Source organism: Sphingobacterium corticibacterium, from assembly GCF_004208525.1.
Lineage (GTDB): Bacteria > Bacteroidota > Bacteroidia > Sphingobacteriales > Sphingobacteriaceae > Sphingobacterium > Sphingobacterium corticibacterium.
Genome location: NZ_SGIT01000005.1, coordinates 209,252 through 224,608, shown reverse-complemented (window position 1 = coordinate 224,608; position 15,357 = coordinate 209,252). Strand labels below are relative to the sequence as shown.

Sequence of the window (15,357 nt, the reverse complement as noted above, 5' to 3'; positions counted from 1 at the left end):
GGGCAAATATAACTTTGCCCGTTTCTTTTTTAATAAACTTTCACGATATAAATGTAATCCTGTAATTTTTTAATCTGGTCAGTCCGTGATAGATTATGTAATAAGTTTTTATTATTCAGCACGACATTTTTTCCATTAAGTGAGTCCGCCGGGATACTATTCAGTGTTTCCATTAAAGCTTTCGTTTTGATTGCAAATGCTGCACCATCTATCCCTTTTTGTTTTCCACTGATAATCCCAATGACATTCCCTTCCTTATCCAATAACGGTCCACCACTATTACCGGGGTTTACCGGAATTGATATTTGATAGGCGAGTGTGTCGCCGGCATAACCAGTAGATGAGCTCAGATAACCTTGTCCATATACGGCTTCATCTCTAGGAAAGCCAATTGTATAAACATCTTCTCCCATATCAGAATCTTGTCTTTTAAAGGTATATGGTATACTCCTTATCGATTTAAAAGTGGAATCGTTGATATGTAGGATGGCCAAATCTTTCTCCGGATTCGTGAAAATAATCTCTGCTTTGAAAGATTCGCCTTTGTGATTTTGTAAATGTACTGAATCGGCGCCGGTGATAACATGATAGTTCGTGACGACATATCCATTTTTCGTAATCATGAATCCCGTAGCACCGTAATGCATTGTTTCCTTTACATTGTCTTTGGTGTTATGGATGTTTTGAATAGCTGCGTTCTGTGCGTTTACATTACGTTTTACGGTATTCATATCCCGGCGTAACGCACTGTAGTCGGATGTGGTTTTTTTAAGATTTTTATAATATCCTGTCAGCCATAGTGTCGAGAACACGGATACAATAGCGATCGCAGCGGCCACCGCAGCATTGAGTTTTAATCTATCCCACAAACGGATAACTTTAGTCGTCGGTTTTGGGCTGTGCGCCTCGTGATAGTCTTGCGCAACGTGTTGTAAATTTCGCTTGAAATTTGACCGCGCCTCAGCTTTGACCATAGTCGTTAAAAAAGCTTTATGTTGCGCAAAAATTTCTGCATGAACAGGGTTTTCTGTACAATATGTCTCAAACCTCAATCTATCTTCTAGGGAAAGTTCTTCCCGAAGATACGCATCTGCCCACGATATAAACGCCTGTTGATTTAAGCTTTTCATGCCCATTGAATTGTAACTTACTTTTTGAAAAATATCTTTTTTAAACGCTGAAGACACTTGTATTTTTGCGTCTTCGCATTATCAGCGTTTGTGTAACCAAACTTTTCACAAATTGCTGCCATCGATTGCCCTTGTATATAAAAATCATACAAGATCGTTTTACAAGGTTCTCCTAATCCGTTTAATGCATCTTCCATCTGGACGAGATTAGTTTCCTTAAGCTCATGATCTTCGATCACTTCTTCAGCAGCTAGCGACTCTCCGTAATCGTCTATTGAATCCTTACGATATTTCGCTTCGCCACGAGTAAGGTGTTTAAGCCATAGCCGCTTGGAAATCGCATATAAGAATGTTTGTAATCTGCTGCTCAACATAAAATCACCATCACTGATTTTATTATACAGCACCATCACGGTTTCTTGGAAAATATCCTGTGCTTCCTCTCTGCTACCACGATTGTTGATGATCATCTGGGCAATAGGCGGGAAATGTATTTGATATAATTGCTGGATAGCAAGGTTGTCTCCCTCCCTGATGCCGTCAATGATTTTGCAATCAATCTGTATATCGCTTTTTTCCTTACTCACTTATTAATACCTTTTTAGTCAAATAGTAACCTATTTACGCCGCATTAATTTTTATTTTTTTCATCCGGTAGATGAGAAATCAAAAGTAGCAAATAAATTTTTGTATGTTCGCGTTGTTATGAAGATAAAAGTAGGTTTTGGTTTTGATGTCCATCAAATGAAAGAAGGACATCCGTTTGTCGTAGGGGGGGTACAATTAGAACACTATGCAGGGGCGTTTGGACATTCGGATGCCGACGTCTTGGTACATGCGATTTGCGATGCTATTTTAGGAGCAGCAAACTTAGAAGATATCGGATTTCATTTTCCGAATACCGATCCTAAATGGAAAGGAATTAGCAGTCTCGTTTTGCTAGAAGAATGTGTAAAGCTCTTGAAAGAAAAGGGGTTCAGGTTGGGCAATATTGATGGTATGCTATGTTTGGAAGCCCCGAAGATTAAACCCTATATCCCTGCCATGAAAGAAAATATTGCGAAAGCTGCTGGGATTGATATAGAGGACATATCCATCAAGGCTACCACCAATGAAACGATGGGTTTTATAGGTCGTCAAGAAGGTGTTGTGGCGTACGCCGTATGTCTTATTGAGAAGTCCTAGGTTTTCGTTGAAAATAAATATAAGCGGTAAAGAATGCTGCGAGTGTTAACATGCCGCCCATAATAAAAGGCGCTCCCGGGAAATAAACAGGTGTGTTCTCTTTTGTGAAAAAGGAGAAGAGGTTGCTCATCATTAAGGGGCCGAATATAGCCGTTAAGCTGATAACAGAAGCGATCCCGCCTTGAATTTGACCTTGCTCGTTAAGCGGTGTGAGATTAGAGATAAGGCTTTGGATCGCAGGGCCACCAATCCCTCCGCATACGTAAAGAACACTTGCTGTAAAAAGCATCCAACTAGAAGATACCAAGCCTATTAACGGCAGCGCTAGTGTTAAGAAAAATAATCCCGTTAAAATGGAGTTGGGTAGGCCAAGTTTAGGTATGACTATACGCAGCAAGCCCGCTTGAACGATAGTAAGTAGTGTTCCAATGAAACCAAGTGATATCCCTACCATTTTTTCATCCCAGGCGAATTTTTCCATTGTGTAATACGACCAGGTACTTTGAACCGCGTGAGCAGCTAGGTTAACTAAAAAAATACAAAGAATAAGCGCATATATCTGTGGATATTTTTTCATATGCTTGAATGCCCCAATAGGATTCGCATTTCGCCAGGAAAAAGAACGTCTGTTCTCTTTTGATAACGATTCTGGCACGATGAAATAACCGTATATGAAATTAAAGAAGCTTAGTGCGCCTGCCGCAAAAAATGGAATACGCGGGCCATAATGTCCTAAAAGCCCACCGATAACAGGCCCGATGATAAACCCCAGTCCGAAAGCCGCTCCCAGCAGTCCGAAATTCTGTGCTTTTTTTTCAGGCGTGCTAATATCTGCGATATAAGCGGCAGCAACGGTATGGCTAGCTCCTGTAATACCTGCGACGAGACGTCCTATAAATAACCACACAATACTCGGGGCAAAACCCATCAATATGTAATTGATACAAAAGCCTAACAACGAAATCAATAGTACGGGACGTCTACCATAGCAATCGCTTAAATTTCCCAGTATCGAGGCAAATATAAACTGTGTAAAAGCATAAGAAAACATAAGCCATCCCCCGTAGTGAGAAGCTTCGCTAAGATTACCATGTATCAGCTCCCTAATCAGAGACGGTAATACCGGGATGATAATACCTAAGCCAATGGTATCGATAACGACGGTCAGGAAGATGAAAAATAACCCCGCATTATTTTTTCTATGCATAGAATATGATTCAAACGGATCAAATAGTTTGGCTAAAGTAGAATTTTAATATGGTATCGTTCTAAACTTTTTTAAAACTTATTAAGGTGAGAATGTTAACTTTGTACTAAAATCGTATCATAGATGCTATGAAGAGAGAATCAAAGCAGAAGTTGACAGAAGTAGATATCAAACGATATACCCGGAATTTTTGGATGATATTGTGTAGTATTGTTATTCTTGGTGCACTTTTCCTTGTGAGTGTACGTTTAGGCGTATTTGGCAAATTGCCATCTTTTGAAGAATTGGAGAACCCAAAGAGTAATTTAGCTTCAGAAATATTGACCGATGACCTTCAGGTATTGGGTAGATATTATAAACATAACCGCTCTAATGTAAAATACAGTGAATTATCTCCTTACTTGGTACATGCCCTAGTGTCAACAGAAGATAAGCGGTTTTATGATCATGCCGGTATCGATTATTCCCGAACGATAACTTCTGCGATATACACTACGTTGTTGAATAGAAAACAAGGTGGAAGTACAATTACGCAGCAATTGGCCTTAAACCTCTTCTCCGAACGGAGGGAACGCAATACGTTTAAGCGTATGATGCAAAAATTCCAAGAATGGATTACGGCTGTTCGCTTGGAGAGAAGTTATACCAAAGAGGAGATCATCACGATGTATTTCAATACGGTCGATTTTGGTGCCTACAATACTTTTGGGATAAAGTCAGCAGCCCGAACGTATTTTGATACTACTCCTGATAAATTGACGCCAGAACAGGCTGCTATGCTTGTGGGCATGTTGAAAGGGACATATATTTATTCGCCCGTCAGATTTCCGGAGAATTCGATGAAGCGCCGGAACACTGTTTTGAATAATATGATCGACCAGAATTTTCTGACAAAGGAGGAGGGGCAAAAAGCGAAAGAGCAGGAATTGGGTTTAAAGCTCCGAATAGCGAATTACGGAGAAGGTATGGCTCCGTATTTTCGCGCGGTATTGAAAGAAGAATTAAAAAAAGAATTCAAACGTCTATCCATCACGAAAGCCGATGGTACACCTTATGACTTGGATCGTGATGGATTGAAAGTGTATACACCGATCAACTATGCTATGCAGCAATATGCGGAAGAGGCTCAACGGGAATGGATGGAAAAGCTACAGCGGGATTTTGATCGTCAGTATCGGAATACAGATCCATTTAAGGGAGAAAATGCAAAATTATTGGTTTCTGGCATGCGCCGCTCCGACCGTTATCGCATATTAAAAGAAGCGGGTATGTCAGAAGAGGAGATCAAACAGGAATTTAATAAAAAAGCGCCGATGACCTTGTTTACCTATAAAGGGAATGTCGACACCGTCATGACGCCAATGGATTCTATCCGTTACAACAAGCTTTTTCTCCAAAATGCGGTGATGTCTATGGAACCTAAAACAGGTTATATTAAGGCGTGGGTTGGAGGTATTAGTTTTGAACATTTTAAATTCGATCATGTAAAGCTGGCGCAAAGACAGGTGGGATCCACAGCGAAACCATTCACCTATGCTGCCGCAATAGATAACGGATATTCACCTTGTTTTCCGGTACCCAATCATTCTCGGACCTATGGTAATTGGACACCTCGTGGAACCGTGCAAGGAGGCGATCCTATTACATTGAAAAATGCGTTAAAATATTCACAGAACTTCGCTTCTGCTTATGTCATAAACGAAGTAACCGCTACAACAGTTGCTTCCTTGACTAAACGCATGGGCATTACGTCCAACGTGCCGAATTATCCGTCTATTGCGTTGGGCGCCTATGAGGCTTCTGTGTTCGATATGGTCGGTGCTTATGCCGCATTTGTTAATCACGGTACGTGGATTGAACCAACTATGATTTTGCGTGTCGAAGACAAAAATGGTACACCTATTTATGAGAAAACACCAACGGTGGTTAAGGCTTTAAACAGCGAATCGGCTTATATTATGATCGATATGTTGAAAGGTGTTGTGGACGGCGGTACTGGTTCTCGTTTGCGGTGGTCGGCGGAATTTGGCGGGTTTAAAAATCCAATGGGTGGAAAAACAGGTACCACAAATGATAATTCTGACGCCTGGTTTATCGGTGTTACGCCAGATTTAGTAACTGGTGTATGGACGGGGGCGGAAGACCGCGGTATTCGTTTCCATAGCATGGCGTCAGGCCAGGGGGCGCAAGCTGCACTTCCGATATTTGGCTTCTATATGAAGAAGGTCTATGCCGATAAAAACCTGCCTTATACACAAGAAGATTTCCCACTTCCACCAGGTGGTTTGACGCGCGAAATAGATTGTAGTCAATATCAGGAGTTTTATGGAACACCCTCCAATGAGGAAGTTTTGGACGACGATCGATTGGGATTCTAGTAATTTTACGTAATTTAGATAGAATTTATAAATGCCGAACAGCAGATTTTGACGAAATTTGTTGTTCGGCGTTTTTATGACATGAGTGCATTTGATTACAGAGAAGAATTAAAGAAAATTCCCCATAAACCGGGTGTTTATCAATATTTTGATAAAAATAATGAACTCATTTATGTGGGAAAGGCTAAAGATTTGCGTAATCGGGTAGGCTCGTATTTCGTAAACGAACATCAACTCAATAGTAAAACGCGTGTACTTGTGCGAAAAATAAACCGTATTGCGTTTACTATTGTCGATACGGAAATTGATGCGTGGCTTTTGGAGAATAACCTGATCAAGAAACATAAGCCTCGTTATAATGTCATGTTGAAAGACGACAAAACCTACCCTTGGATTGTCATTAAAAACGAACATTTTCCGCGCGTTTTCTGGACACGAAAATACATTCGGGATGGATCCCGCTATTATGGGCCTTATGCTTCTGTGGGTATGATGCACATTATCTTGGATATGATCCGGGAACTTTTTCCTTTACGCACCTGCAATCTGAATCTCTCTCCCGAAAATATCGCCAAAGGCAAATATAGGATTTGTTTGGAATATCAGATTGGCAATTGTAAAGGTCCGTGTGAAGGATATCAATCTGAAGAAGATTATGACCAAAACCTCGCGGATATAAAAGATATATTGAATGGCAAGATTGCAGTAGTTACCAACCGTCTAAAAAATCAAATGAACGATGCCGTGGCCGCATTAGATTTTGAGGCTGCACACAAAGTAAAAGCGAAGTTGGAAAAACTTGCTAATTATCAAAGTAAATCTACTGTTGTTAGCTCGTCGATTACAAATGTGGATGTATTTAACATTGCTTCGGAAGATAATTATGCTTTTGTAAACTACCTGAAAGTCGTGCATGGCGTTGTTATCCAGACCCAGACGTTGGAAATGAAGAAACGTTTAGATGAATCCGAAGAGGAGTTACTGGCGTTAGCGATTCCGGAGTTTAGAGAACGTTTCAAAAGTACGTCTAAAGAAATTATTGTTCCTTTTGACATTCATATCGAAGAAAATACAACCATAAAGTTTACCGTGCCCAAAGTAGGGGAGAAGAAAAACTTATTGGAATTGTCTCGTAAAAATGTGGCTTATTTTAAGAAAGAGCGTATGCTGCAGTACGAGAAGTTGAATCCTGAAGTGAAAACAGAACGCATCCTAAAGCAGATGCAAAAGGATCTGCGTTTGAATGTGCTTCCACGATATATCGAATGTTTTGATAACTCCAATATTCAAGGTAGCTATCCCGTATCAGCTATCGTGGTTTTCAAAGACGCGAAACCTTCTAAAAAAGATTATAGACATTTTAACGTAAAGACTGTCGTCGGGCCCAATGATTTTGCCACGATGGAAGAAGCCGTTTTTCGGCGTTATAGAAGAATATTGGACGAAGACCAGCCACTCCCTCAATTAATTGTGATTGACGGTGGGAAAGGACAGCTAGGAGCGGCGATGAAAAGTTTAAAGCTATTAGGGATTGAAAAAAAGGTGACGGTTATCGGTATCGCTAAGCGTTTGGAAGAAATCTATTATCCTGGTGATCAGTACCCGCTGTATCTAGACAAAAAATCGGAAACCTTAAAAATTATCCAGCATCTGCGCGATGAAGCACATCGTTTTGGTATTACGTTTCACCGTAACCAGCGCAGCCGGAAAACATTTGTCTCTGAGCTGGAAAATATTCCGGGAATAGGAAAAACTTCTGTAGAAAAGCTATTGAAAACCTTTAAATCAGCTAAAAAAGTAAAAGAAGCATCCGACGAAGAATTGAGTAAAGTGCTTACCCGCAAACAGGTTATGGCGCTCCGCGAATACTTTGCTTAGAAAGATACACGATCCCTTAATTAATATTTAATGTCGCATCCGGGTGTTTGACGACTGTAGAAACCCATCCTTAGTACTATCCCATCCTGTCAAATATCCGAAGCGACGAGATTTACCTTCGGTGAGCTCCACTTCGTTCCGGTTTTGGTTCTTTTTTGCGGGAAAAAAGAACACAACAACCCTAATCTTCGTAACCGAACTTTTTCAAGTAATTTTTCTTGCGGCGCCAATCGGGAATTACCTTGACAAAAAGCTCCAAAAACACTTTTCCGCCAATAAACTCTTCGATATCCTGTCGAGCGTATGTGCCGACTTTTTTTATCATGGAGCCAGCTTTTCCAATAAGAATATTTTTTTGGGAATCGCGCTCTACGATGATTTCCGCCGCTATCCGAGTGATATTTTCTTCCTCCTTATAAGAAGTTACGATTACTTCGGTACTGTATGGAATCTCTTTATCGTATAACTTGAAGATTTTTTCTCGAATCATTTCCGATACAAAGAAACGCATACTTTTATCCGTTAACTCGTCTTTTTCGTAGTAAGGCGGATGAATAGGAAGTTTCTCTTTAATATATTCCATGATGCCTGCGACACCATGGTTAAGTAACGCAGAAATAGCAAAAACAGCGTCCGGATTTAGTTTTTCTTGCCAGAATGCTATTTTACTCTTCACTTCTTCTTCTGACGATTTATCTATCTTATTAATAAGAACAGCTACAGGGGAATTTGTCTTCTGCAGCCTTTCAATGACATCACTCTCATCGAATTTTTCGTGAATGTCTGTTACAAATAAAATGACGTCAGCGTCAATAAGCGAGCCCTGTACAAAATTCATCATCGATTCCTGCAAGGAATAATTTGGCTTTATGACGCCGGGTGTGTCCGAGAATATGATCTGGTGATCTTCATCGTTAACAATCCCCATGATCCGATGTCTGGTAGTTTGTGCTTTCGGTGTAATGATGGACATTTTCTCCCCTACCAATGCGTTCATTAAGGTAGATTTCCCGGCATTGGGCTTTCCGATGATACTGACGAATCCTGCTTTATGCGACATGAATGTTGTTTTATTTGACGTGTAAAGATACAAAATTTAAGAAGATAGCCACTATGGGAGTCTTCGGAGCGAAACTTCCTTGGTGTTGGGGATGTTTAGTGGAACACGTTCAAGTGTTACAAAGCTACTATCCAAGCCAAAACTTTTTTCTTCTGACAAACTGAATTTTTTTAACGCTTTATATATTTCTAAAATGATTTTTTCATGCCATTTCAGATCATGTGTTTTGGCGATTATCTTTTCAAGTACGACGAAATTAAAATCGCCTGCTATACCGTGTTTTCGCAAAGTATCATAGTTGCTGGTAATGTCAATTTCCCCTTTTTCTACCATATCTTCTACAACTTTTCGGAATAATAAACTAATGCGCTGTTCTTCTCTAAATCCTAGTTTAAAGTCGATGCGGATTAATTTTTGAGGTATAAGTTGTTCCACGAAATACTCCCTTGTATGCGGATTATCCATTACATCAACATGTACAAGCCAATATACATCCGCCCGTTTGGGTTTTTTGTTCAAGATAGAATAAATGATTTTGGACTCGATTTCGTTTTTGTTATTTGCACTTGTCAGATACACGAGATGTGACGCGAACACTGGAACCGACTTGTCCTCGCTTAACTCTCCAATAATCGAGAAATATGGACGGATGTCGTTAAAGCGAACAAAACTATTTTTGATTTTACGTGCACCATACCAGGCAAACATGACCACAAATAAGGTGCTGGCTAGCAGTAATGTGAGCCATCCTCCATGTGTCAATTTTACAAGGTTTCCGGCAAGAAACCCGATTTCTATAGTAAAATAGAATAAAGCAAAAATCACAATCCATACGTTGGATACATGTACCCTCGATAAGAAGACGCACATCAAAATTGTCGTGGCAATAAATGTTAGGTTTATAGCCAACCCGTAAGCGGCCTCCATATTGGAGGAATGTTGAAATACAGCTATTATCAACATACAACCGATATATAGAATAAAGTTTATGGATGGCACGTATAACTGTCCTTTATGATCACTGGGATAGCGAATAGAGACTTTTGGCCATATATTTAAACGTACAGCTTCGGAAATTAAGGTGAAAGATCCGGATATCATAGCTTGACTTGCAATGATTGCGGCTATAGTGGCGATAATAACACCATAACCGACAAATGCATTGGGCATAATAGCATAAAAGGGATTCGTATCTCCAATGGATGTACCCGCGTGTTCCAGGAGCCACGAACCCTGTCCGAAATAATTGAAAATGAGCATGAGTTTAACAAATATCCAACTCATGCGGATATTGGATTTTCCACAATGTCCCATATCAGAATATAAAGCTTCCGCTCCCGTGGTACATAGGAATATCGCGCCGATTAAGAAAAGAGAATTTGGATGGTTGATAATCGTTACAACAGCGTAGTAAGGGTTTAAAGCGTAAAATACTTCTGGGGCGCGTACGATATATAATAACCCTAAAATTCCGATCATACTAAACCATATAAACATCAAGGGACCAAAAATACGCCCTACGATGGAGGTGCCAAATCGTTGGATAAAGAATAATAAACTTATAATCGCGATGACAATAGGTACGGTCGGTATTTCCGGGTTTCGTATGGCTAATCCCTCAATGGCAGATGAAATAGTGATTGCTGGCGTAATCATGCCATCCGCTAGCAAAGCGCTGGCACCGATAATGGCGGGAATAATAAGCCATTTTGCCTTTTTGCGAACCAAGGAATAAAGAGAAAGAATGCCTCCCTCGCCTTTATTATCGGCCTGCAGCGTAATCCAGACGTATTTTATCGTAGTCTGTAAAGTCAGCGTCCAAAAGACACAGGATAAACTACCTAAAATAAGATTTTCTTCTATAGTGCCCTTGTTGAAAATTGCTTTTACAACATAAAGAGGAGAGGTACCGATATCCCCGAAAATGATGCCTAAGCTAATTAATAAGCCGGCAACGCTTAGCTTATTCGCATCGGAATGCTTATTGGGTTTCATTCTTTAAAAATTAGGAAGCAAACATACATTAAAAATACGTGTATTTTTATAATGACAAAAAGGACAACGTATAATCTTGTTAAAAATTGTTAAAGGGTGAAAAAAAATAAAAAAAAGTGTCCAACCGTAAGTCAAAAAAGGTAACTTTGTTAGTATCAATTACACTAATACTCTAATCTACTTACTGATGAAATTTTAACATGACAGGATTAAGGAAAAAGATAGCATTATTTACACTCGCAAGCATAACCATGCTTGGTGTAGGAAAAGCTATGCCTATCCACACTGTCTTGGAAAAAGCAAATATGACATTTCACGCTTTTTCTATGCCTAATAGTGATCAAGACAGCGAAAAGTTGATCAATAATGTAAAAGTGTTTTATAATCCCGTAGCAGAACAAATTACCCTAAACTTCACGTTAAGTCAACAAAATACTGTTGTTATTAAGGTCATGGACGCGTTAGGAAATGAGGTTCTAAATTTAATGAACGGGCGTTTAGATGCTGGTTTGCAGAGTTTATCCTTTGATACCGACGGAAAGCTTACAGCAGGCTTCTATTTTGTACGGGTGTCCTCCGGAACAGAGACTGTAGTCAAACGTATTTCTGTAAGATAGTCTTAGCGGATAGGATTACGCATCCGCATCTATCCATAATCCATCATTTTTTATAATCTCTATCAATTCATCTAAAGCATTGACCGAGCTAACGTTTCTTTTGACGACTTCTTTGCCTCTATAAAGCGTTATTTTATCTGGGCCAGCACCTACATACCCATAATCTGCGTCTGCCATTTCGCCAGGTCCATTCACGATACAACCCATAATGCCGATTTTTAGACCTTTTAAATGATTGGTACGGCTTCTGATCATTTGCGTTGTTTCCTGTAGATCAAAGAGTGTCCGTCCACAGCTTGGGCAGGATATATATTCTGTTTTTGAGATACGGGAGCGGGTAGCTTGTAAAATCCCGAAAGATAATGAAGCAAGTTTATCCAACGGGGTCGCAGGAGAGTCGATCCAAATGCCGGATCCCAATCCGTCAACAAGTAAAGCCCCCATATCCGTTGCAGCGTATAGCTGTATTTTGGAGATCGGTTCTTCCGGATGCATGATATCTCCGACAGGGCCTAAAAATTCTGCTACGGGGTAACTTCGTTTTATGATAACCGGGTTATTTACACCGATAGTTTGCAAGTTGTTAAAAAACTGGCGCTGATCTGCCATGCCATGCAAGTGATTAGTCTCTAAAACGAACACAACCGTGTTATTTATCTGTAAATTCGCGAAAAAATCCCCCTCCAGATCATCATTCGACAACGTTATCAAATTTAAGGAAGGGTCATGTACCGAAGCCTCCTGAAAGCTTTTTAACGAATAGACAGGATGTTTATTAGCTTTGTCAGCTAAATTTTGCCAAGTATCATAATCGTATAGCACCTTGAGGTTTCCGGGCAATGTAAACGAAGGCAATTGCGAACCGAGATAAACAAAGTCTACCGATTGGTCACCCATATGGTATTTATCATTCAATACATCGTATCGATAACCGACAGCAGTCAGTACGAATGGGGCTTTCAAATTTTCGCGGGAGATATCGGCAACCACCCTGGGAACCAAAGAGCCACCAATAAATGCATTGACTTCCATTGTTTCATAAGGCATGGTGTCCGTATGGCCGGATAGGTTGACAATTTCGCGCGGAGGTGTCTGTTCCTGTTGTGTCTTGCGGTCAGTATATCGATTAACTAAGGCCCGCGCAACAGGGATTTCATATTCAGGCTCTTCGGTTAGCGAAACTCGAATAGTGTCACCCAACCCATCTTCCAATAATGTACCAATGCCAACGGCGGATTTTACCCGTCCATCTTCACCATCTCCCGCTTCTGTAACCCCTAAATGAAGGGGATAATTCATATTTTCCGCCACCATTTTTTCGACTAGTAGGCGATAAGCACGTACCATTACTTGCGGGTTGGATGATTTCATCGACACGACGAGGTTATAATATCGTAAATCTTCACAAATCCGTATAAATTCTAAAGCGGATTCTACCATACCCTCAGGCGTATCTCCGTATCGGCTCATAATACGGTCAGAAAGCGACCCATGGTTAGTACCAATGCGCATAGCAGTGCCATATTCCTGGCATATCTTAACTAAAGGCGCAAATTTTTTATAGATACGTTCCAATTCACCTTGATAGGCCGCATCGGTATATTCTATCTGGTCAAATTTCTTTTTGTCAGCATAATTGCCCGGGTTGATACGCACTTTTTCCACGATACGTGCAGCTACCTCAGCGGCGTTTGGTGTGAAATGGATGTCGGCTACCAAGGGGACATTATAGCCCCGTATTTTTAGTTCTTTCTTAATATTGGCCAGATTTTCTGCCTCTTTGATGCTTGGTGCGGTAATTCGCACATATTCACATCCGGCATCTACCATGCGGATAGTTTGTTCTATTGATCCTAAGGTATCCATGGTGTCGACCGTCGTCATACTCTGAATACGAATAGGATGATCTCCTCCCATAGGAATATCGCCCACGTTTACTTCCCGCGTCAAAAATCGACTATAAGATGTTTTGGAATTACAATATCCCCCAGGTAAAATGATTGCGTTCGTTGTGTCCATGCGTAGGTACAAAGTTAGCGTTTTTTTCTCATTTTACTTTTTGCAATATGCTATATCAATATCGGGTTATGGTGAAATTATTGGCAGCTCCTTCCAGCTCAATATTAAATTTATTCTCCGCTTCGTCGTAATTTGCTGTTTTTGCAATACCACTTTCGTTGGTTTCAAAACCTTCGAATGAGTTTTTCGATAAGATCGATGTATATTCTACTTTAATGGCGGCCTCTTTTGGAATGCGGAAATGGATTTTTGAAGCGGCGGTAGCGATGTCAATTTTTGAATTATGTACTTGTGGGAGCCCTAATGTTAGGTTCATGTTGCTTGCCCCGGTGTTGATCTCAAGGTGTCCGAATTTTAGCGTAGACAAATCGCCGTTGATATTAGCTGCGCCATAATTTAAATTTAGGTTCCAGCGCACATCGGCATGAAGATTTAGAAGAACTGCGTCTGACTTTTTGCCTTTTGAGGTAGGTTTCGCATTGATAACGACTTTTTGTTTACCGTCTTCTAGTGCTGTTTTCATACTCATACCCATGTCGTTGGCCTTAGACCTAGCCGATACGAGGTTGTTCTTTTCTTCAACCTTCATCTCAAATTTCCCCGCTCCTCCATTAAACTCTAGGGCCGACTCTTTCATTGCCGAATCAAACGGGATCTGAACCAGATCGGATAGCGTAGCATCCTTGTCCGTATTATCGATATTAATGTATTTGTTGTTATACAGGGGTTCTGTCCAATCCGCTTTAGACGCCGACATGCCCACATACAAAATCCACCCTAAAAATAGTAGGTTACAGCCAATTTTAATATAGTTTCCATACAGTTTGTCTTGGGCGATTAGGTTGACTCCGGCGATAACAATGAGCAACGGCCAGTATTTGATTATTGCCCAAAAATTAAAATGTATAATGTCGAGGTTGTGTAATAAAAGCACCACACCTATAAAGACAAACCAAATTCCGGATGTTATCTTATTTTCCATACTTCTGTAAATATAACAGCTCAAAGCTACAAGTTACGATTTTTCTATAAAATCCCTTTTAGGTTATATGATAAATACTTTCGGTGAAATAAACCATTCTATCGGTGAAATATCTTCCATGCAAATGTGTATATTGCAATAGTATTTAACGAAAGGTCGATTATTCTATGATATTTCATCATTTTGGTTCTTATATCTTGTTGTTGAGGAAGGTTTTCAAAAAACCTGAGAAATGGAAAATATATTTAAAAGAGATTTTTCATGAAATGAACGAAATAGGGATAGGCTCATTAAGCTTAATTTTGATTATTTCTACATTCATCGGAGCGGTTATGACACTGCAAATTGCCTTTCAGTTGGTCTCTGATCTTATTCCAAGCACCGTTATCGGACAGATCAACCGGGATTCTAATATTTTAGAATTGGGTCCTACCATTTCGGGTTTGGTATTGATGGGGAAGGTGGGCTCCGCTATTTCCTCTCAGATTGGTTCGATGCGTGTAACGGAGCAAATAGATGCGTTGGAGATTATGGGGATAAATGCACCTGGTTTCTTAATCCTCCCGAAGATTCTTGCGGGTGTGATTATGGTTCCCGTATTGGTTATAATCGCTATTTTCTGTGCTATCGCCGGTGGTTTAATAGGAGGTAGTTTATCAGGAGCAGTCGCACCATCGGATTATATACAAGGTATACAAGAAGGTTTCAATGGCTTTACAGTGACCGTTGCCATTGTTAAAGCCATCATTTATGGTTTTATCATTACCTCGGTTCCTGCATATAAAGGGTTTTATGTTAGAGGTGGTGCATTGGAGGTCGGACAGGCCGGTACGCAAGCCGTGGTCATTGGTTGTATCGCGATTTTGGCCTGCGATTATATCATTACCGCATTAATGTTGTAGTAAT

General features: G+C 40.2%; 12 protein-coding genes. 5 read left to right on the top strand and 7 right to left on the bottom strand.

Annotation, left to right across the window (positions count from 1 at the left end; all coding sequences use genetic code 11):
* Positions 1-29: 29 nt before the first annotated feature.
* Positions 30-1,130, bottom strand: coding sequence for a S1C family serine protease (locus tag EWE74_RS19455; RefSeq protein WP_130143326.1), 1,101 nt, complete (start codon positions 1,128-1,130; stop codon positions 30-32).
* Positions 1,131-1,147: 17 nt separating this feature from the next.
* A complete protein-coding gene (locus EWE74_RS19450; RefSeq protein WP_130143325.1) occupies positions 1,148-1,717 on the bottom strand; it encodes an RNA polymerase sigma factor in 570 nt (189 codons plus the stop codon).
* A gap of 118 nt (positions 1,718-1,835) precedes the next feature.
* On the opposite strand from EWE74_RS19450, the gene ispF reads away from it, so the two are divergent.
* Entirely contained in the window at positions 1,836-2,315 is a 480-nt protein-coding gene (ispF, locus tag EWE74_RS19445; RefSeq protein ID WP_130143324.1) for a 2-C-methyl-D-erythritol 2,4-cyclodiphosphate synthase, read from the top strand.
* On the opposite strand, the gene EWE74_RS19440 is transcribed toward ispF, so the two are convergent.
* On the bottom strand, positions 2,299-3,522 hold the full coding sequence (locus tag EWE74_RS19440) for a TCR/Tet family MFS transporter (RefSeq protein WP_130143323.1): 1,224 nt from the start codon (positions 3,520-3,522) through the stop codon (positions 2,299-2,301). The genes ispF and EWE74_RS19440 overlap by 17 nt on opposite strands.
* A 128-nt stretch (positions 3,523-3,650) precedes the next feature.
* Between EWE74_RS19440 and EWE74_RS19435 the strand changes: the two genes are divergently transcribed.
* Both EWE74_RS19435 and uvrC read left to right on the top strand, forming a co-directional pair.
* Complete coding sequence (locus EWE74_RS19435) at positions 3,651-5,900, top strand: penicillin-binding protein 1A (protein WP_130143322.1); 2,250 nt, start codon at positions 3,651-3,653, stop codon at positions 5,898-5,900.
* Positions 5,901-5,981: 81 nt separating this feature from the next.
* Positions 5,982-7,778: an excinuclease ABC subunit UvrC gene (gene uvrC, locus EWE74_RS19430; RefSeq protein WP_130143321.1), complete on the top strand. Its 1,797-nt coding sequence runs from the start codon at positions 5,982-5,984 to the stop codon at positions 7,776-7,778.
* A gap of 181 nt (positions 7,779-7,959) precedes the next feature.
* On the opposite strand, the gene era is transcribed toward uvrC, so the two are convergent.
* Positions 7,960-8,838 carry a GTPase Era gene (gene era, locus EWE74_RS19425; protein WP_130143320.1) on the bottom strand — a complete coding sequence of 293 codons (879 nt, stop codon included), beginning with the start codon at positions 8,836-8,838 and terminating at the stop codon, positions 7,960-7,962.
* Positions 8,839-8,889: 51 nt separating this feature from the next.
* The gene (locus EWE74_RS19420) at positions 8,890-10,833 is read right to left on the bottom strand and encodes a KUP/HAK/KT family potassium transporter (RefSeq protein WP_130143319.1); all 1,944 of its coding nucleotides are present in this window, start codon (positions 10,831-10,833) and stop codon (positions 8,890-8,892) included.
* A 200-nt stretch (positions 10,834-11,033) separates the two neighbouring features.
* On the opposite strand from EWE74_RS19420, the gene EWE74_RS19415 reads away from it, so the two are divergent.
* Complete coding sequence (locus EWE74_RS19415) at positions 11,034-11,450, top strand: T9SS type A sorting domain-containing protein (protein ID WP_130143318.1); 417 nt, start codon at positions 11,034-11,036, stop codon at positions 11,448-11,450.
* Positions 11,451-11,465: 15 nt separating this feature from the next.
* On the opposite strand, the gene ispG is transcribed toward EWE74_RS19415, so the two are convergent.
* Positions 11,466-13,469 carry a (E)-4-hydroxy-3-methylbut-2-enyl-diphosphate synthase gene (gene ispG / locus EWE74_RS19410; protein ID WP_130143317.1) on the bottom strand — a complete coding sequence of 668 codons (2,004 nt, stop codon included), beginning with the start codon at positions 13,467-13,469 and terminating at the stop codon, positions 11,466-11,468.
* Positions 13,470-13,524: 55 nt separating this feature from the next.
* Positions 13,525-14,451 carry a LiaI-LiaF-like domain-containing protein gene (locus tag EWE74_RS19405; RefSeq protein ID WP_130143316.1) on the bottom strand — a complete coding sequence of 309 codons (927 nt, stop codon included), beginning with the start codon at positions 14,449-14,451 and terminating at the stop codon, positions 13,525-13,527.
* Between the two features lie 167 nt (positions 14,452-14,618).
* On the opposite strand from EWE74_RS19405, the gene EWE74_RS19400 reads away from it, so the two are divergent.
* Positions 14,619-15,353, top strand: a complete 735-nt coding sequence (locus EWE74_RS19400) for an MlaE family ABC transporter permease (protein ID WP_130143315.1) — start codon at positions 14,619-14,621, stop codon at positions 15,351-15,353.
* Positions 15,354-15,357 lie beyond the last annotated feature (4 nt).